Source organism: Streptomyces sp. NPDC032745, assembly GCF_055579465.1.
The window spans coordinates 149,665-168,036 of record NZ_JBVING010000018.1 but is presented as its reverse complement, the minus strand read 5'-3'; the positions used below and the strand labels follow the sequence as shown (position 1 = coordinate 168,036).

The 18,372-nt window shown below is 69.6% G+C and carries 18 protein-coding genes; 10 read left to right on the top strand and 8 right to left on the bottom strand.

The annotated features are described in order from the left end of the window. Positions 1-22 precede the first annotated feature (22 nt). The gene (locus ACZ5WG_RS35250) at positions 23-2,719 is read right to left on the bottom strand and encodes a tetratricopeptide repeat protein (RefSeq protein ID WP_468728581.1); all 2,697 of its coding nucleotides are present in this window, start codon (positions 2,717-2,719) and stop codon (positions 23-25) included. A 456-nt stretch (positions 2,720-3,175) separates the two neighbouring features. On the opposite strand from ACZ5WG_RS35250, the gene ACZ5WG_RS35245 reads away from it, so the two are divergent. Further along, positions 3,176-3,460 (top strand): hypothetical protein, encoded by a 285-nt coding sequence (locus tag ACZ5WG_RS35245; protein WP_468728579.1) that lies wholly within the window; start codon positions 3,176-3,178, stop codon positions 3,458-3,460. Positions 3,461-3,689: 229 nt separating this feature from the next. On the opposite strand, the gene ACZ5WG_RS35240 is transcribed toward ACZ5WG_RS35245, so the two are convergent. From ACZ5WG_RS35240 to ACZ5WG_RS35225, 4 genes are all read right to left on the bottom strand, one after another. Continuing rightward, on the bottom strand, positions 3,690-4,112 hold the full coding sequence (locus ACZ5WG_RS35240; protein ID WP_468728578.1) for a hypothetical protein: 423 nt from the start codon (positions 4,110-4,112) through the stop codon (positions 3,690-3,692). 441 nt (positions 4,113-4,553) lie between these two features. Further along, positions 4,554-5,477, bottom strand: coding sequence for an NADP-dependent oxidoreductase (locus ACZ5WG_RS35235; protein WP_468728577.1), 924 nt, complete (start codon positions 5,475-5,477; stop codon positions 4,554-4,556). A gap of 43 nt (positions 5,478-5,520) precedes the next feature. Continuing rightward, positions 5,521-5,949 carry a nitroreductase family deazaflavin-dependent oxidoreductase gene (locus ACZ5WG_RS35230; RefSeq protein ID WP_468728575.1) on the bottom strand — a complete coding sequence of 143 codons (429 nt, stop codon included), beginning with the start codon at positions 5,947-5,949 and terminating at the stop codon, positions 5,521-5,523. A gap of 357 nt (positions 5,950-6,306) precedes the next feature. Next, complete coding sequence (locus ACZ5WG_RS35225) at positions 6,307-6,882, bottom strand: NADPH-dependent FMN reductase (protein WP_468728573.1); 576 nt, start codon at positions 6,880-6,882, stop codon at positions 6,307-6,309. A 111-nt stretch (positions 6,883-6,993) separates the two neighbouring features. Between ACZ5WG_RS35225 and ACZ5WG_RS35220 the strand changes: the two genes are divergently transcribed. The 4 genes from ACZ5WG_RS35220 to ACZ5WG_RS35205 all read left to right on the top strand — a co-directional run bounded on the left by ACZ5WG_RS35220 (position 6,994) and on the right by ACZ5WG_RS35205 (position 9,625). Further along, positions 6,994-7,518: a MarR family winged helix-turn-helix transcriptional regulator gene (locus tag ACZ5WG_RS35220; protein WP_468728572.1), complete on the top strand. Its 525-nt coding sequence runs from the start codon at positions 6,994-6,996 to the stop codon at positions 7,516-7,518. Between the two features lie 128 nt (positions 7,519-7,646). Continuing rightward, positions 7,647-8,180: a CbrC family protein gene (locus ACZ5WG_RS35215; protein ID WP_468728571.1), complete on the top strand. Its 534-nt coding sequence runs from the start codon at positions 7,647-7,649 to the stop codon at positions 8,178-8,180. Between the two features lie 365 nt (positions 8,181-8,545). Further along, positions 8,546-8,998 carry a hypothetical protein gene (locus ACZ5WG_RS35210; protein ID WP_468728570.1) on the top strand — a complete coding sequence of 151 codons (453 nt, stop codon included), beginning with the start codon at positions 8,546-8,548 and terminating at the stop codon, positions 8,996-8,998. 156 nt (positions 8,999-9,154) lie between these two features. Next, a complete protein-coding gene (locus ACZ5WG_RS35205; RefSeq protein ID WP_468728569.1) occupies positions 9,155-9,625 on the top strand; it encodes a hypothetical protein in 471 nt (156 codons plus the stop codon). 208 nt (positions 9,626-9,833) lie between these two features. Here ACZ5WG_RS35205 and ACZ5WG_RS35200 read toward each other — a convergent pair whose 3' ends face one another. After that, positions 9,834-10,793 carry a GlxA family transcriptional regulator gene (locus ACZ5WG_RS35200; protein ID WP_468728568.1) on the bottom strand — a complete coding sequence of 320 codons (960 nt, stop codon included), beginning with the start codon at positions 10,791-10,793 and terminating at the stop codon, positions 9,834-9,836. Between the two features lie 170 nt (positions 10,794-10,963). Between ACZ5WG_RS35200 and ACZ5WG_RS35195 the strand changes: the two genes are divergently transcribed. The 3 genes from ACZ5WG_RS35195 (at position 10,964) to ACZ5WG_RS35185 (ending at position 13,335) form a co-directional block, all read left to right on the top strand. Beyond that, positions 10,964-11,368 (top strand): GlcG/HbpS family heme-binding protein, encoded by a 405-nt coding sequence (locus ACZ5WG_RS35195; RefSeq protein ID WP_468728567.1) that lies wholly within the window; start codon positions 10,964-10,966, stop codon positions 11,366-11,368. Continuing rightward, entirely contained in the window at positions 11,365-12,159 is a 795-nt protein-coding gene (locus tag ACZ5WG_RS35190; protein ID WP_468728566.1) for an SDR family oxidoreductase, read from the top strand. Before ACZ5WG_RS35195 ends, ACZ5WG_RS35190 begins: the two co-directional genes overlap by 4 nt. A gap of 114 nt (positions 12,160-12,273) precedes the next feature. Beyond that, positions 12,274-13,335 carry a YybH family protein gene (locus ACZ5WG_RS35185; RefSeq protein WP_468728565.1) on the top strand — a complete coding sequence of 354 codons (1,062 nt, stop codon included), beginning with the start codon at positions 12,274-12,276 and terminating at the stop codon, positions 13,333-13,335. A gap of 7 nt (positions 13,336-13,342) precedes the next feature. Here the strand turns inward: ACZ5WG_RS35185 and ACZ5WG_RS35180 are convergent, their stop codons facing one another. Further along, entirely contained in the window at positions 13,343-15,178 is a 1,836-nt protein-coding gene (locus tag ACZ5WG_RS35180) for a glycoside hydrolase family 15 protein (protein ID WP_468728563.1), read from the bottom strand. Between the two features lie 275 nt (positions 15,179-15,453). After that, positions 15,454-16,263 carry a hypothetical protein gene (locus tag ACZ5WG_RS35175; protein ID WP_468728562.1) on the bottom strand — a complete coding sequence of 270 codons (810 nt, stop codon included), beginning with the start codon at positions 16,261-16,263 and terminating at the stop codon, positions 15,454-15,456. Between the two features lie 229 nt (positions 16,264-16,492). On the opposite strand from ACZ5WG_RS35175, the gene ACZ5WG_RS35170 reads away from it, so the two are divergent. Both ACZ5WG_RS35170 and ACZ5WG_RS35165 read left to right on the top strand, forming a co-directional pair. Then, entirely contained in the window at positions 16,493-16,996 is a 504-nt protein-coding gene (locus ACZ5WG_RS35170) for a hypothetical protein (RefSeq protein WP_468728561.1), read from the top strand. Between the two features lie 317 nt (positions 16,997-17,313). Then, entirely contained in the window at positions 17,314-18,372 is a 1,059-nt protein-coding gene (locus ACZ5WG_RS35165; protein WP_468728560.1) for a 3-oxoacyl-ACP synthase III family protein, read from the top strand.

The window sequence follows — 18,372 nt, the reverse complement described above, 5'->3', positions numbered from 1 at the left end:
GCGCACAGGCCGACGCCGGCCGTCAGTCCTCGTCCGGGATGGCCCGGGCACCGTCCCGCCCGGGCATCCGGACGAAAGCCGGGTTGGTCGCGATCGCCGAAGACTCCATGCCGTCGGCCTCATCGGACGCGCCGTCGGCGCGCAGTACCCGGATCAGGTCATGGAGGACCACCGCCCGGTTCCAGTCGTACGCCCCGCCCTGGTAGATGGCCAGTGCCGCCTCCAGGTCGCTGCGTGCTTGGGCCAGCTGCCCCAGTTCGCGGTGGGCGACACCTCGCAGGTGCCTGGCCATGGCCTCCGCGTACGCGTCACCGGCCTGCCGGGTCACCTCGATCGCCTCGGTGAGGGGTGCCAGTGCCTCGCCCGGCCGGCCCTGCCTCAGGTGCAGCAGGCCGACGTCCCGCTGGGTGTGGGCGTACCACATGTCGTCCCCGAGCTGCCGGAACAGGCCGAGGGCCGCCTGTGCCGAGGCCCAGGCGTCGTCGAACCGTTCCATGCCGGCGTACACACGGATCCGCGCGTTGTCGATGCGGCCGATCCACTGCCGCTCGCCCATCGGGCCCAGGATGTCCTCGGCCTGTTCGTAGGCCTCCAGCGCGTCCTGGCGGCGGGCGAGCAGCCGGTAGATCTTGCCCAGCGCGTACTGGCTCCGGGCTTCCCAGACCCTGTCGTTCAGGACGCCGAAGTCGCGGATCGCCTGTTCCAGGAGCGGGGCGGCCTCCTCGGGCCTGCGCAGGTATCCGAGCGTCTCGGCCAGGGTGCGCCGAAGGCGCGCCTGCGCCCTCCTGTCCCCGAACCCCTCGGCCAGCCGCAGTGCCTCCCGCTGGCTTTCCTCCGCCTTCTCGGGCTGCCCGCGCCACCGCTGGAACTCGCCCAGCTTCTCGAGAGAGGCCTGGACGTGCCACAGGTCGTTCTCCGCGCGCAGTTCCCCCACGGCCGTGGTCATGTGGTCCAGGGCTGCCGGATAGTCGCTCTTGGCCGCGTAGGCACGCGCGACGATCATCCGGTCTCGTGCCGTCAGGGTGACGACGGGATCCGGGGACTCGCCCGGCAGGAGCAACTCCAGGGCCGCGTCGGGCAGCTCGTTCCCCAGGGCGACCACGGCGCGGCCGCGACGCAGGCTCCGGACCACCCTGGTCCGCTGCTCGGCACCCTGGTCGAAGATCCACCGGGCGGAGTCCGGGGACAGGTTCACATCATCGAGGAAGTACGTCAGGCCCTCGGCGATCTCCGCTCCCTCGGGCTCCATGTCCAGGCGACGGGCGCGGGTGATCGCCCACTTGATGCGTTCGCTCTCCTCCGCCACCCAGGCGCCGGCCGTCTCGCGCTCCAGGTCTCCCGGCCGCTCGCCGGGTGCTCCGGTGCCGAGTTCCGGGGCCCGGCCCGCCGCCAGGCGGACGACCGCGTCCCGGTAGGCGCCGACCAGTCGCTGCTCCGCGCTGCGGCGCTCCTCAGGGGGCAGGCCTTTGTACTGCTCACGGGCGAAGACGCGCACCAGGTCATGGAGGCCGTAGGAGGGCTCGGCGTCGTCGGCGCTCCTGCGGGCCTCCATCAGGCCTACGCCGACGAGTTCGTCGCAAACCCCTCCCGCCGTCGCCGGAGTCGGCAGGCTCCGCCCGACATGCCAGTCGGTCAGCCTGCCCGCGGGCAGGGAGGACATCAGCGCGAACGCCTGCCGTGTGCTCCCCGGCAGGTCCCGGTAGATGAGGGAGAGGCAAGCCTGGAGGCTGTGGCTCTCGAAGACCAGCTCGTGCAGCCGCGCTTGTTCGTCCGCGAGCCTCGCTCGCATCTGTCGGAGCGTCAGGTCGTCCCGTGAGCCGATCTTCCCGCCGACGATGCGCAGCGCCAGCGGAAGCCGGTCGCAGAACTGCACGATGTCCAGGGCCGCGGCGGGTTCCGCGGCGACGCGTTCCCGGCCCGCGTGGGCGCTGAGGATCTCCAACGCCTGGTCCTCTGCGGGGAGTTCCACCTTCAGCGGGTGGCGCCTGGTGATGTTTCCCGCCGACAGGTTCCTCCTGCTCGTCACGAGTACCGAGCAGCCTGCCCCCACGGGCAGAAGCGGCTGGATCTGTTCCGTGCTGTGCGCGTTGTCGAGCAGGATCAGCAGGCGCATGGCGTTCGTGAGGCTGCGAAAGCGGGTGGCGCGGTCGTCGACGCTGCGGGGGATGTCCTCCTGCGCCGTCCCCAGGTTCCGGAGGAACACCTCCAGGACCTCCCCGCCGTCGCGCGGCGTGGCGGTGCCGCCTTTCAGGTCGACGTACAGCTGACCGTCGGGGTAATGCTCCTTGACGCGGTGCGCCGCGTGCAGGGCGAGGGCCGTCTTCCCGGTGCCGGCCGCGCCGTGGACGACGGTCACGGCACACTGCCCCGCGGACGGGTTCGCGGGCAGTGTGCCGCTCGTCGGGGTCGGTACGTCCCTGAGCCGCTCGATGAGACTGCTGCTGAGCGCCTCCCGCCCCACCAGTAAGTGTTCCGCGGGGAGTTGGTGGGGCTCTTCCAGCCCGGCCCGCACCGACACGGCCAGGTCGTCCGCCGAGTGGCGGTACAGGAACACGGTCAGGCCGGCCACGACCGCGGCGGCGCCCCCGAAGGCGCCGAGCGCCCACTCGTCCTTCAGCTCAGTGAAGATCAGGTCTCCGGTCATACCGCCGACGGCCGCGAGCGCCGTGGCACTCCCGAGCAGGAGCCGCTTGCGACGGGTCTGCGCCTGAACCGACACCCTGTCCCCCCGTAGTCGATGTGGGGCGGATGATGGCACGAATCAGCCGCCCCTGACGTGCGGAGGCACTGAATCGAGACAGTCGGCCAACGCGCCCCCACCTGCGCCCCGCTGGTCGGCGAGAGGCGGCGGCCATCACACGGCGAAGGCGTCGACGGGGCCTGAGGAACACGTGTGTCAGTGACGGTCTCCGGCCGCTATGTGAGGTGTCCCTGTTGTCTGCGGCCAGGGGGGAGAGGGCACCACCCACCGGACAACTCGCCCTCAAGGCAGCCTGCCTGACGGACGAGTTCCCTTCTCCGACGGCACCTCCGTCGTCACCAGCCTGCTGGTCGGTGCGGACGGCGCGCGGTCACGGTTCCGGCCGCTGCTCTCCCAGCCGCCGCGAAAGCGGTCGGCGGCGCGCAGTCGGGGACCTCCGTGACTTGACGTAGCCGCTCGCATACCTTACGTCGCATGAAGACGGCACTTGCAGCCTGCGCGGCGGCCGCGGCACTGGTCCTGGCCGCACCGAGTTCCGCGTACGCGGCCCACGGCGTCCTGATCATCGACGGCGCGGCCCACCACTCGCCCAGCGGCTGCTTTCCGCTGGGCGACTTCGTTCCACCCGTGGTCTCCAACTTCACCGACTCGGTCATCGAAGTCCGGTCCGGCTACGACTGCACAGGTCAGGTCGAGTGGCTGATCCACCCGGGCGAGACCTACCACCCGAACGGCAACCGCAGCGTCTTCGTCCCCTGACACCGGCCGGTGCCGCATCAGGGGGTGTCGCCGAGGTGAGCCGTCGCGCCTTTCGAGGTTGCGAGCGGCGGGCGGCGGGCGGCGAAATCCTCGACCCTGGGCGCCTTGGCCTGTGGGGGCGTCGTGGCACGGCATGCGGACGCCGGAGAGCTGGTGGGCCTCTCCGGCGTCCGCTGTGTTGGGCGGCTCCCCCGGGGAGTGTTCCCCGGGGCTATGGGGTTGTGGGGTCTCACTTGCCGAGCTTGGCCTTGAGTTCGTCCTTGACCTGGTTCTTGATGGTCTGCTTGTTGACCTGGCCGCCGGTGCCGGTGCCGTCGCCGCCCACGGCGGTGGCGTCGCCGGTGTTGACGGCGTCGGCACTGGCGTTGCCGCCGGTGGCGTTACCCGTGTTGATCACACACTTGCCCTTGCAGTTGCCGACGCCGCTGTTCGCGTTGCCGCCGGTGGCCTCGCCGCCGACCGTGGTGTTCTCGGCGTTGGCGTCGCCGCCGGTGCCGATGCCGTCGGCGCTGTCCTGGGGAAGGGTGACGGCCTGCTGCGGGGCGGCGGTGGGCGCGGCCATGGCGGTCGCGGGGAGGGCTATGCCACCACCGACCAGTGCCAGGGAAGCTCCGGCCAGAACGATACGGCGGGTCGGGAAACGCTCGAACATGGGAATTCTCCATTCGGAATTGATAAGGGTTTGTGAGGCGCCCCGCAGAATAGGCCTGGGAAATTCGTGGGCCTGCTGTTCTTCGGCGGGTTTCCCCGGTGGGGGCGTACTTCAAATAAACCCTGTGGGGGAGTGTGCGTCACGCCACTCGAATACGTGGCTTGACGCCAAGCGGCGGCCATGCATATCGGCTCGAACCCCGGAGCCGGAGCCCACGACGCCGCGCCGCAGGGCGTGACGTCGTCGTTCGCGGAGTGGATGACTGAGCCGTCGAAACCGTCAGCGGTCGCCGAGCGGGACGGGCACCCTGCCACTGCATGCGGCGCGGCCACCCGTTGACGGGACGCCCACCTCAAAGCCATCCCACCCATGCCGCAGCCTCGCTACACCCCCCACTACCAGGTCGCTGACCAGGCCAAATGGAGAAGTCTCGGTGGAGTACTAGGGCCTGAGGACGATCTTGCCGTGGGTGTGGCGGCGTTCGAGCTCGGTGTAGGCCTCGCGGACCTGCGCCAGCGGGTAGACGTTCGCGATGGGCACCTCGAGGTGTCCGTCGGCGAGCAGGCCGGCAAGCTCGGCCAGCACCTTGGCGCCCGGCCCGGCGGCGATCCCCCCGTCCGTCTTCACCCCGTGCTTCTCGGCGGCCGCGAAATCGGCGATGGTGTCGATCCGGTCGGTCGCGACGCCGAGGGCGAGGGCCAGCTCGACGTACCCGTCGCCGAAGGTGTCGATGAAGGCGTCCACGCCGCTGGGCGCGGCGGCCCTGATGCGGTCCGCGACGCCGTCGCCGTACGCGACCGGGATCGCGTCGTGGCTCTTCAGCCACTCGTGGTTGCTCTCGCTCGCCAGGCCGATGACCGTGGCCCCGGTGCGGCGCGCGAGCTGGACGGCGAGCGAGCCGACTCCTCCGGCGGCCCCGGAGATGACGACGGTCTCGCCTTCCTTGGGCTGGACGGCGTGTACCGCCCCCCATGCGGTTACGCCGACGACGTACAGGCTGCCGGCCACCTCCCATGGGACCTTCTCCGGCTTGCGCGTGAGGTCACCGGCCTCGACCAGGACCAGCTCGGCCTGGGAGGCCCGCTTCTGGTTGAATCCGATCACCTCGTCGCCGGGCGAGAATCCGGCAACCCCGGCGCCGACCTCCTCGATGACCCCGGCGAGGTCGCTGCCCTGCCCGGACGGGAACGTCGACGGGAACAGGTCCGCCAACGCCCCCGTGCGGATGACCGCCTCACTGGGGTTGATGCCGGCCGCCTTCACGCGTACGAGGACCTGCCCGCCCCCGGGCGCCGGGCGTTCCACCTCGTCGACCCGCAACACGTCGATCCCGCCGAACTCGTCGTACCTGACTGCCCTGGGCATGATCTCTCTCCTTCGACTCGTTGAAGCTGACGCGGGGTATGGGCTACGCCCGCCGGAGTTCGAGCACGGGAATGATGCGGATTCCGGCAGTCTGGCGTGCGTACTCGGCAAAGCCGGGGTATCGCCGCGCTTGTTCGGCGTAGATGCGGTCGCGTTCGGCGCCGATCAGCTCGCGGACGGTCACCGGGTAGGTCGCAGTACCGCGTTCGATGGTGCCCCCGCCGGCGGCGGTCAGGTTTCGGTACCAGTCCGGGTCGGTGGGTGCTCCGCCTTTGGATGCGAAGACGTAGATGATGTCCGGCGCGGTGTCGTGCGAGAGGTACATCACCGGGCTGACGTACTCCTGCCCGCTCTTGCGGCCGCGGTGATGGACGAGGAGCAGCGGAGCGCCCTCGAAGACCCCGCCGACCCTGCCCTCGTTCGCCCGGAACTCTGCGATGGTCTTCGCGTTCCAGTCGCGTGCTTCGCTCATGTCGAACTCCTGTCGTTCACGATCCGGGTTGTGCGCCGGGAGGATGAGCCGTAGGGACGGGGCAGATGCTGCCTTGCGCCAGTGCTGGGCGGTGACACGAGCGCCGCTGCTCCGGCCTTCGGCCGGGGACCTCCTGCCGGCGACCTCCTGCCGGGAGGCGGGCCACTGCGATCCCTTCCACCAGGCAGATGAGATGGCATCACCGGATCTGGGTGATTCGCACGGCCGGGGCACGTGCAGGACCGGCCCTCTGCGGACAGGCGCGCCTTCCCGGTGCCACGGGACGTTTCGGCTCCGGAGGAACATGGCGGGACTTCCTGTACGCCGCGCATGACCGAACAGAGCCCGGCGGGCGGCTCAGGCCGCGGCGGCCGAGGCCATGCGCAGCGGTGCGAGCGCGGCGCTCCAGGCGATGACCTGGTCGAGCATGGTGTCCAGGGCGGTCAGGTTGTGCTCGCCGGGCCTGAAGACGGTGAAGTTCTCGAATTCGGTGATCATCGAGAGTGCGACCTGCTGGCGTACGTCGGCCATCTGGAGCTCGGCGACGACGAGACGCAGGTGCTCGACGGCCCGCACTCCGCCGACCCCGCCGTAGGACACGAAACCGACCGCCTTGTTGTTCCACTCGGCGTAGAGGTAGTCGATGGCGTTCTTGAGAACGCCGGGGATGCCGTGGTTGTACTCGGGTGTCACGATCACGAACCCGTCGAACGAGGCGATCTTGGCGGCCCATTGCCTGGTGTGTTCGTGCCGGTACTGGCCGAGCGACGGCGGAAGCGGCTCGTCGAGGTGCGGCAGGGGGTGGTCGCGGAGGTCGATGAGCTCGAATGTGGCGTCGTTGCGGCGCGAGGCGATGTCGAGCACCCACTTCGCGACCTGTTCGCCGTTGCGGTTGGGGCGGGTGCTGCCGAGGATGATGCCGATCTTGATCATGACGTTTGCCTTCTCATCTGCGGCGCTTCGTCGTCGAAGTATGTTGTCTGACAGATCGCATGCGGTACAGATGATCTGTCCAACAATGAGTGGGCGGGTATCATTCCTGTTATGAGCGCCGAGACACCGACCACGCCGGTCGACGGTGTCGACTTCGCGGGAGACCTCGGTCTTTCCCTCCTCGTCCTGATGCGCGCGTACCGGACCGTCGTCGCGTCGGTCCTCGATGACGTCCCGCAGGGTGCCCGCGGTTACCAGACGCTCGCCGTCGTCGTCCGAGGCGACCAGAGAAATCAGCTCGCCCTGGCCACGTATCTGGGGATCGACCGCACGGTGATGACCTACCTGATCGACGACCTCGTCAGCGCCGGCTTGGTCGAGCGCCGGCTCACCCCTGCCGATCGGCGCCAGCGCAAGATCGTCGCCACAGCGCGTGGCGTCAGCACCCTCCAGGACCTGCAGCGGCAGGTACGGGAAGCCGAAGACCGGCTCCTTGAGGCGCTCGATGAGAACGAGCGCCCGGCGTTCCGGACCCTGCTCAGCCGGATCGCCTGCGACGTCCGGGACAGGGACTTGGCCGCTGCCCCCTGCGAGGTCACCCCCACCTCGTGCGACATCGCCGAACCCGGGTCCTAGCAAGCTGCTCAATTGGCCGGGCCGGCAGCAGTCCGACGTCGCCGGTTGATCGGAGGGCTCCTCGCGGACAGACTGCTCTCCATGGGATCAGCGGGTATGGCCACCAAGACGCGGATCGGGAAGCGGCGATGAGTGCCAGCCTGCCCTTCTTCCGCTATCACCCAGACCCCCTCGCAAGCGGGTCCGTCCGTGCGGCCGACCAGACGTGCGCCTGCTGCGAGCGCAGCAGAGGCTGGATCTACACGGCGTCCTTCTACACCGCCCACGACGTTGGGGGACGTTTCTGCCCATGGTGCATCGCGGACGGGAGCGCGGCTGAACGTTTCGCGGGTGAATTCACGGACTCCTACGGGCTCGACGGTGTCAGCGAGGCCGTCTTGCATGAGGTCACCCGCCGCACCCCTGGCTTCCACGCCTGGCAGGATCCGCACTGGCTCGTCCACTGCCAAGACGCGGCCGCCTTCGTGGGCGAAGTCGGATACACCGAGCTGGCGGCGCATCCCGAAGCCCTGGAGCAGCTGCGGGCCGATATGCGTATCGACGGCTGGAACGACGAAAACCGACTTGAGCACTTCCTGACCAACCTGGGCGAGGGGGCAACCGCCATGCTGTTCCGGTGTACCGTCTGCGGCGCGCACCTCGCCTACTCTGACGCAGCCTGAAGATCGTTTGTCCTGATGAGCCTGCGGTAGCAGATGAGGGTGCAAACGATGCTGGTGACAGCCAGGAAGTGGCTGGGCTTGGGTTCGCAACGCGGGTGCAGGCGCCGACATCCGGCGAGCCAGACCATGGTGCGTTCGGGTTGTCCAGCGGTGCCGGCCCAGCCGCTGGCTGGAGTCTGTGCACCGCGAAACCATCGCCGCAGGTGGTTGTAGTCGGTGCTTTTGCCAGCGTGGAGCTTGAGGGGCAGACCGGCGCCCACTCGGTGAAGCGCCGGTGAGTCGTGGGTGCAACCGGATCGGGAGCGGCTTGGGTGAGTCAGCGAGGTGGGGTAGCTTCATCGGCACCGAAGGACAGGGGAGATGACATGCAGATTGCTGCTGCCGAGGTCTTCTCTTGCGCCGTGTGCCGTGCCCGGTTGTCCGCGCCGGTGCGTGAGGTGGACCCGCCGGCGGAGGACGAGGCCTGGACGCCGCTCGACTCTCCTGTGGACCCCTGCCCGCCCAGGATGGCGGCAGGAACGTACGCCCGCGACCCGCAGCCGGGACGCATCACCTGGGGCTCGCCGCCCAAGGGCTTCAGAATGTCCCGGGCGGGGCACGGGCCAGGGGTGGACCTGCTGTTGAGCCCCGGCGATCTGGTCGGTACCGCGAAGATCCTGAGCCGCTGGGGCGGCTGCTGCGGGCCAGGCGGGCACGAGGGGCCGAACCTGGCCTGCGCGGGGTGTGGGGCGGAGGTCGGGCTGTGGATCGGTGACTGCTACACCTGGCTGGAGGTCGTCCTCGACGGGCGCCTGGTCAGCCGTTCCGCGTTGGCTTAAGTGCCGGCGAAGCAGGTCGGTGGTGAGCACGGCGGTATTGGTCTGCTGCGGTGACGGACAGCGAGCCGATCGTTGACCTGCGCGGTCGGTTGATCGAGACGCTCATGCGTCGGGCGAACTGCCAACCCGCAGATCGGGGAGAGAGAAGGGTCGACGGTGTCCGGCGAGCACGATGAGACAGGCTTTCGCTTCGGCTGGCGCGGCAGCCATTATCCTGGCATGCCCGTTGATGACCTGTGGTTGGCGGTCGGCAAGGATCCGGTCGGTACCTGGTGTTTCGACGCGTACTTCATCGGACGCACGACACTGAGCGGTGGTGCACCACGGGCAGCCGCGTTCGCCCAGTGGCTGCTGGCCTCGCCACCCGAAGGCCGGTACGAGAAGGAGTTCGTGCTGGTTGACGGCGAACCACAGAGCGGATCGCGGCGGCTCGCGGACGGTACTCGGCTCACCGTGGAGATCCTGTTGGGCCGTGAGGAAGCGGGTGGCCCCGAGTACCTCCAGGTGCTCCTGTTCGGCGAGATTCGAGACCTGGCCTTTGAGGTGTGCGCACCGCTGGAATGCCAGCGGGTGCTTCGCGCTGAACTCGAAGCTACCGCGGCCCGGCTCCTCACCTCACGCGCCTAGGTTCGCCGGCCAAGAAGCCGCAACGACTGCGTTCGCTGTCAAGACGCCTTGGTCGTGAAGCGGAGGCAACTTATGGACGATCAGTGGAAGTTCATCGAGCCGTACCTGCCGATCGGTAGGTACGGCCGCCATCTCGAGCGGCTGCGGGACAGTCCTGGCCCGGACCAACCCCGACGCCCCGGCGATGACGACGACGATCGGCCGGCACTCAAGTCTTGCTCAGCGGGGCCGAGTTGAACGTCTCGCGGTACGCGCGGGGCGGTACTCCGACGTGGGCTTTGAACAGGGTCCGGAAGTTGGCCGGCGTGCCCAGGCCGCAGCGCCGTGCGACCGCTTCCACCGTCAGGTCGCTCGATTCCAGGAGTTCCCGTGCGAGGCCGAGCCTTGCGTCGAGTAGCCAACGCATGGGCGGTCGCCCGGTGTCGGTGTGAAAGCGGCGGATGAGGGTGCGCCGCGACATCCCGGCCTGGCGCGCCAACTGGTCGACGGTGAGCGGCTGGTGCAGGTTGCGCAAGGCCCACTCGTACACCGGCGCGGGTCCGTCTTCCGGATCGGGGGGCACCGGCAGGTCCGTGAACTGGGCCTGACCGCCCGTGCGGTGCGGCGCGGCGACCAGCAGGCGTGCTCGCTGGTTCGCCAGTCGGGTGCCGTGATCGCGGCGGATGAGGTGCAGACACAGGTCGAGGCCGGCGGTGACGCCGCCGGAGGTCAGCACTTGGCCTTCGTCGATGTACAGAGCCTCCGGCTGCACCGTCACCCGCGGGTACTGCTTCGCCAGTGTTGCCGCGTACTGCCAGTGCGTGGTGGCCCGTCGGCCGTCGAGCAGGCCGGCGGCGGCGAGGGCGAACGCACCCAGGCAGATGGACACCATGCGGCTGCCCCGGGCTGCCGCCTCCGCGAGCGCGGCGCTGACCGCGGCGGAGGGTGTGTCGGGCTCCAGGTATCCCGGGACCATCACGGTGTCTGCCGTATCGAGGGCGTCCAACCCGTCGGCGACCGACAACGCGGGGCCGCCGTGCATCGCGACGAGCCCGGGCTGTTCCGCACACACCGTCAGCGCGTAGGGGCCATCAGGCCAGCTCCCGAAGACCTGCAACGGAATCCCGATGTCGAGTGCGAGGACGTTCTCGAGAGCCACCACGACCACGCGGTGCTTTCCGTCTGACATCTCACCTCCCACGCCATTGGCACGATCCTATCGCTACATGGCATGCGTGCCAATGACTCCTTCGCCCGGATCGCGCCTACGGTCGCCTCATGACGGACAAAGACGTCGCCTGCCGCTGATCCCGCCGGGCGCAACACGACCTCGCACCGCTACCGACAGGGGCATACGCCATGGACATCACTCTGGACACGGCCCAAGCCGTGATCGAGAAGGCCCGCGCCCACGCGGTGGCGATGGGCGTCACGATGAACATCGCGGTCGTCGACGGCGGCGGACACCTGGTCGCGTTCGCCCGCATGGACGGGTCGGTCCTCGGGTCGATCGAGATCGCGCTGGCCAAGGCGAAGACCTCGGTTCTGTTCAACGGCCCGAGCGAGGACCTGTGGGAGTTCTGCAAGCCCGGCGGCCCGGCTCCCGCGACCGAGTACACCAACGGCGGCCTGATCCCCTACGCGGGCGGCCTCCCCATGCACGACGACAGCGGCACTCTGGTCGGGGCCGTCGGCGTCTCGGGTGGCATGCCCGTCCAGGACGGCGAGGTCGCCCGCATCGCGCTCGGAAAGGAAGCACGATGAAGAAGATCCTGATCACCGGTGCCGGCACCGGCCTGGGGCGTGGCGCCGCCATCGGCCTGGCCCGGGCCGGGCACCAGGTCATCGCCACCACGGAGATCTGGCCGCAGGTGACCGAACTGCGCAAGCACATCGAGGAACTCGGCCTGCAGGACCGCGTCACGGTCGACAAGCTGGACGTCCTGGACGCCCGCGACATCGCGGCCGTCCCCGGCTGGGACTTCGACACCTTCGTCAGCAACGCCGCTATCGGTGACTGCGGGCCGCTGGCGGAGATTCCCGTCGAGCTGGTCCGGCGCACGTTCGAGACGAACGTCTTCGCGAACCTGGAAATCACCCAGCGGGTGATCCGCACCTGGGTGGACGCCGGCACGGCGGGCCGCGTCGTCATCGTCAGCTCGATGGGAGGCATGCTGACCGCGTTCGGCCTGGGGGCCTACTGCGCGGCCAAGCACGCGCTCGAGGCGATTGCGGCGACCCTGCGCGACGAGCTCGCGCCGACCGGCATCACCGTACAGACCATCAACCCCGGGGCGTACCTGACCGGGTTCAACGACCGGATCGCGGACACGGCCTTCCGCTGGCTGGACGACGCGGTCAACTTCAACCGGACCGAGGACGTGAGGGCCCGCTTCGCGGAAATCCTGGCCGACCAGTTCGAGCCGCAAGACATGATCGACAAGATGGTCGAGATCATCGGCGCCGAGCAGGGAAAGTACCGGAACGTCTGGCCCCCGGCGACCGAAGAGCTCATCAAGGAGGTCCAGGAAGCAGCCTGGACCCGCACGGTGTGATCCGGCGCCACCACCGCGAACAAGTGGCCGCGCAGATCGGCCCATTCGCCGGATTCGCCACCCGACTGCACGCACTCCGCCTCAGTCGCCCAGTCCGAACGAAAGAGCCACACCATGACCACCGACGCACCCCTGCCCGCCTTCGAACAGCTCCGCCTCCCCGACACGCGCCTCGCCCGGGACGCCTACACCTACGTGGCCAGGGCCACGCCGGATTTCGTTTTCCACCACAGCGTCCGCAGCTACGTCTTCGCCCGAGCCCACGCCCAGAACCAGGGCTTGAACCCCGGCACCGACTACGACGACGAACTGCTGTTCCTCAGCTGCGTCCTGCACGACATCGGGGTGAGCGAGGAGGGCAACGGCGACCAGCGGTTCGAAGTCGACGGCGCCGACACCGCAGCGGCCTTCCTCCGCGAACGCGGCGTCGAGGAACGGCGCATCGCCATCGCCTGGGACGCCATCGCCCTGCACACCTCGGACGGCATCGCCGGGCGGAAGGGCACAGAGGTGGCGCTGGCGCAGGCCGGCATCGGCACCGACATCCTCGGAATCCGGCGTGAGGACCTTCCGCCCGGCCTCGCCGACGAGGTGCACGCCCTGCTTCCCCGCATGGACCTGGCCTACGCGCTCAGCGACGCGATCGTCACCCAGGCCAAGGCCAAGCCCCACAAGGCGTCCCCGCTGACCTTCCCGGGCGCCCTGCTCCGCCACCATCTGCCCTATGGCGCCCACCCCGACTGGTACGACCTGCTCGCCGCGGCGGGCTGGGGCGACAAGCCCGTCGGCGCCGCGGCCCGGCGCCGCGCCGAGACGCCCGAGCAGGTGGGGGCCATGTTCACGGAGTACCTGGAGGCGGGTGACGTCGAGGGCCTGGTGTCGCTGTACGAGCCGAACGCCCACTTCGTCCCCACCCCTGGAACCCACCTGGTGGGCACCGCGTCCATCCGGAATGGCCTGCAACAGCTGATCGACACGGGCGCCCGCCTCAAGCTCGAACTGCGCGACATCCGACAGGTGGACGACGTCGCCCTGGTATCGAACACCGCCACCCTCACCGGTGCCGGCCCCGAGCCGGTCATCTCCACCACCACGGAGATCCTCCGACGCCAGCCGGACGGCGGCTGGGCCCATGTGGTGGACGACCCCTTCTTCGGGCAGCCGTCCCGGCGGTGATGCTGCGTCAGCCCAGCGCGCGGTCGAGGTTGAAGGCGGCGCTGATCAGCGAGAGGTGGGTGAAGGCCTGCGGGAAGTTGCCCAGTTGTTCGCCGGTCGGGCCGATCTCCTCCGCGAACAGACCGAGGTGGTTGGCGTAGGTGAGCATCTTCTCGAAGGCGAGTCTGGCCTCCTCCAGTCGGCCGGCGCGGGCCAGCGCCTCCACGTACCAGAAGGAGCAGATCGAGAAGGTGCCCTCGGGGCCGTGCAGGCCGTCCGGGCTGGCGGTCGGGTCGTAGCGGTATACCAGCGAGTCGGAAACCAGGTCCGTGGTGAGCGCGTCCAGGGTGGAGAGCCACTTGGGGTCGGTGGGGGAGATGAACTTGGCCATCGGCATCATCAGCAGCGAGGCGTCCAGCACGTGGTCGTCCAGCCCCTGGACGAACGCGCCTCGCTCGGCCGACCAGCCGCGCCGCATGATCTGCCGGTAGATCGCGTCCCGGGACTCCCGCCAGCGGGTCAGGTCCGCCGGCAGACCGCGGCGGTTCGCCATGCGCATCGCGCGCTCCAGCGCCACCCAGCACATCAGCCGCGAGTACACGAAGTTCCGCCGGCCCGAGCGGGTCTCCCAGATTCCCTCGTCGGGCTGGTCCCAGTGCTCGCACAGCCAGTCCACCACGGCACCGACCTCGTCCCAGCGGTCACTGCTGATCGGCTGCCCCCACTTGTCGTAGAGGTAGATCGAGTCGATCAGCGCGCCGTAGATGTCCAGCTGGAGCTGGCCGGTGGCGGCGTTGCCCACCCGGACCGGTGCGGAGCCGAGGTATCCCTCCAGGTGCGGAAGCTCGTACTCGGGCAGCTCGGTGCGCCCGTCGATGCCGTACATGATCTGCAACGGACCGCTCTCTCCCGTGCCCCGCAGGATGCCCCGCTCGGAGATGAACCCCATGAACGCCTCGGCCTCCGAAGTGAACCCCAGGCGCAGCATGGCGTAGACGCAGAAGGCGGCGTCGCGGACCCAGACGTAGCGGTAGTCCCAGTTGCGCTCGCCGCCGATCTGCTCGGGCAGGCTGGTGGTCGGTGCGGCGACGATCGCCCCGGTCGGCGCGTAGGTGAGCAGCTTCAGCAGCAGCGCGGAGCGGTTCACCATCTCCCGCCACCGCCCGTGGTAGCGCGACCCGGCCAGCCAGTGGCGCCAGAACCGGACGGTGGCCTCGGCCTGCTCCTGCGCCTCGGCGCGCGGGCACGACCGGGGCGGGACGTCTTCGCCGATCTGGTCGAGGGCGAACACGTTGGACTCGCCCTCAAGGAGCTTGAAGTGCGACCACACGTCCAGGCCGTCGGTTTCCAGGGGTGCGGTGGAGGTCAGCGCGAGCGTCAGTGACGGGGAGCGGAACACCGCCGTGTGGCCTTCGAGGTGTGTGGTGTGCGCTTCGGCGCCGTAGCCGAAGCGGGGGGCGATCCGCGCCGTGAACGGGAGGGTTCCGCGGACGCAGATCACCCGCCGGATCAGCCGGTGCCGGGCCGCCTCGCGCGACTCGTCGACGACGGGCATGAAGTCCTGGATCTCCGCCACCCCGTCCCCGGCGAAGAAGCGTGTGATCAGCACGTTCGTGTCGGGGAAGTAGAACTGCCTGGTGCGGGTCGGGACATCGGCGGCCAACTCGAACGACCCGCCCCGGTCGGCGTCGAGGATGGCCCCGAAGACGCTGGGCGCATCGAAGCGCGGGCAGCAGTACCAGTCGATGGTGCCGTTCGTGCCGACCAGGGCGGTCGTACGAAGATCGCCGATCAGGCCGTGCTCGGAGATCGGGATGTAGCGGCCGCCGTCCGCCTGCTCGAAACCAGTCGTGTCGAACGCCATACCGGCCTCCCTGCCGCTGCGGCCCGGGCCTGGAGATGAAAGCCTTGCTTTTCATGCTAGACCGCTACGCGGGGCGGGGGTCTGACGGAGCCGCGCGGACAGGACTCGGCGGCCGGCTCGCTTCAGGCCACCCCCAAGGCCCCAAGGGCGGCCATGGGGCGATGGGGGGTAGGCCGGACGCAGGCGGGGTGGGCGGCCGCCACGTACTTCATCGCGGGTGACGGACGAGAGGCCGAAGACCCGCATCAGGCGGACCGGGCCTGGGTGCTCGCGGGTCAGTACGCGCCGATTGACCAGAAGACGCCGACCTCGTCGTCGGTGACCGCGATCAGTCCCAGGTCCTCGAGCAAGTCGAGGCCCTTGACGTACTCCGAGGTGACGAAGATGTGGGATCGGGTGCCCGCGAGGCCCGCTGCGAGGAAGTCCACGGCCGGGTCCGAAGCGGCGGCCGTCGCGTTGGTCCAGTAGCCGGCCGTGGGGCCGTACCTGGAGAGCAGGGTCCGGGCGTCCGCCAGCACGGAGTCACGGTCCGGGCGGGTGCGGACGGGGGCGGGCTCGGACTGCCACTCCTCGGCCATGACGGCGAGTGCGCCGACGGCCGCCTCCGCTTCGAGGGGGTACAAGCGGTCGGGGAAATCCGCTGCGGCCGGTGGGTCGAAGGGGTACGCAGACCCGATGGGGCGGGCGTCGTTGCGGCGGTCCCAGTCCAGGCGGACCCAGCCACGGGGGTCGTTGACCGACCGGTGCAGCACGGCGAGGACATCGTGCGCCCAGTCCTCGTGCCGGCGGGGACCGGCGGCTGCGAAGGTGTAGACGTCGTCGAGCAGGCGCAAGGCCGCCGCGTTCCAGGGACACCGGCGGGTGCGGAACTCCCTCAGCAGGCCGCCGACGTGGAGGCCGAACGCCTCCCCCGGCTCGCGGGGGATATGCCGGAGCCGGTCGAGGGCCCAGCGGACGAGCTCTTCCGATGCGTCGCCGGCGGGTTTGGCCAGACCCCGTGGGAGCGGGAGGTCCACGCCGTCCCCGAGGGCCTCCAGGTGGGCATCGAGCAGGTCCAGGAGGTCGCGGTCGGCGTGTACGGGCATTTCGTCACCCTATGCCGTCTGCTTCGGGGCCCGGTGGAAGGGCCGCCCGAGCGCGACCGGCTCCAGCGCAAGCAGCGGACGAAGGATCGTCCCGCAGACGGTCAAGCCCCGAGATGCAGGGTCATGCCCCGCTGGGCAGGGCGGGGCCTACTGGAACCAGGCGCCGCGGGGCGCCGGCAAACGATCGCAGGAGCCCGAGACGGACGGGCATGCACATCAGGAGTCAGCCGTGGCGATGGTAGGACTGTTCTGGATCACCGAGGACTCCGTGTACGTGGGTTCCCCGCCGGACGGGGAGGGGCACTGCGTCCGCATCACCTCCGAAGGGGTGCAGGCACGGGGCCCGGACCGGATCCGGGCGTGGCCGTGGTCGGTCCTGCGCTCCGCGGGCGTGGAGGCCGTGCCCGTCGAGGGCGCCGCGAGGGGCGGAGGCCGCTTCCTGGCAGCGGTGCTGGAAGCGGTGGTCACGCTGGGGTCCGGCTACGGCGGCGAGGAACCGCCACAGATGTTCCTGGTCCTGGAGACGCAGGACGGTACGGAGGAGGTGCAGGTGCCGGCGGCTACCGACGGCTACACCCCCCGGGAGATCACCCTGTCCCAGCACCTCCTGGCCCGCTTCCGGGAGGGCACGGCAGACCCTCGGACCCTCACGGCCTGGAGCCGGGACCACGGCGGTGGCACACCGAAACCGCCCGAGCGTGAAGCCCTCCTGCGGGCGTGGACACACGCGTGAGCCCGGCGGGCGTCCGGTCGCTCCCGAAGCCGGGGTGGAGGTGAGTGGACCGGGTGGTTCCGGACAGGTTTTCGAGTGCCTGGACGTCGCTGAACGGGGTGCAGGCCCAGGTTCTGACCGCTGTCGCGGTGAGCGGTGGGTGGCCGGTATTCGGCCGGATCTTCCGCATTTGCGGATCTCTGACGGCCCGGCATGAGATCCGTACGCTACGGTAACTTCGCTGTCCGTAATTCCCCGGGCGCCCCATGAATCCAGCTGTCAACCACCGCCTCGGCACTCCCATGCCCGCAGGCGGATCGCTACGGAGCGCGACACACATGAGCACCACCGCATACAGCCGAATAGAAGCCTTAGGCGTCTGCCTGCCGGCAGCAGTCCAGACCACACCTCAGCTCGCCGCCCGGGTCCCGGGGCTGGGGGACGTGGACATCGAGAAGATCACCGGGATCGCCGAGCGGCGCGTGTCCGACCCCGAACCGGCGGCCGGTGAGGACTCGTTCGGGCTGGCCCTGGCCGCCGCCCGGGACGCGCTGGAGTCCTCCCGCTACCGGGCCGCCGACCTCGACATCGTCATCTCCGCCTCGATCACCCGTTTCAAGGACGGCGGTCGCTTCACCTTCGAGCCTTCCTTCGCCGCGATGCTGGCAAGCGAACTGGGCGCCCGCGCCGCCGTCCACTTCGACGTCTCCAACGCGTGCGCCGGCATGATGACCGGCGTCTGGCTGCTCGACCGGATGATCCGCTCCGGTGCCGTGCGGCGCGGCCTGGTCGTCAGCGGCGAGCAGGCCACCCGCGTCGCGCAGACCGCCGCACAGGAGATGACCGACTCCTACGACCCGCAGTTCGCCTCGCTCTCCGTCGGGGACTCGGCCGCCGCGGTCGTCCTGGACGTCTCTGCCGACGAGGCCGACCGCATTCACTACGTCGAGCTGATGACCTGCTCCGAGTACTCCCACCTGTGCATGGGCATGCCGAGCGACCGCACCCCGGGCATCGCCCTCTACACGGACAACAAGAAGATGCACAACCGCGACCGGCTCAGGCTGTGGCCGCGGTTCCACGGGGATCTCCTGGCCAAGAGCGGGCGGACGTTCGCCTGCGAGGACTTCGACTACGTCATCCAGCACCAGGTCGGCACCCGTTTCATCGACTACGTCAACCAGACGGCCGAGGCCGAATTCGGCACCGCCATGCCCGCCTCCCTCTCCGTGGTGGAACGGTACGGAAACACCGCCACGACGTCGCACTTCCTGACGCTGTGCGAGCACCTCAGGGCGGGCAGCGCCCGCCGCGGGGCCAGGTTCCTGCTGGTGCCGGCCGCCTCGGGCGTGGTCACCGGTGCCCTGTCCGCGACCCTCACGAACGTGGGGGTGTGA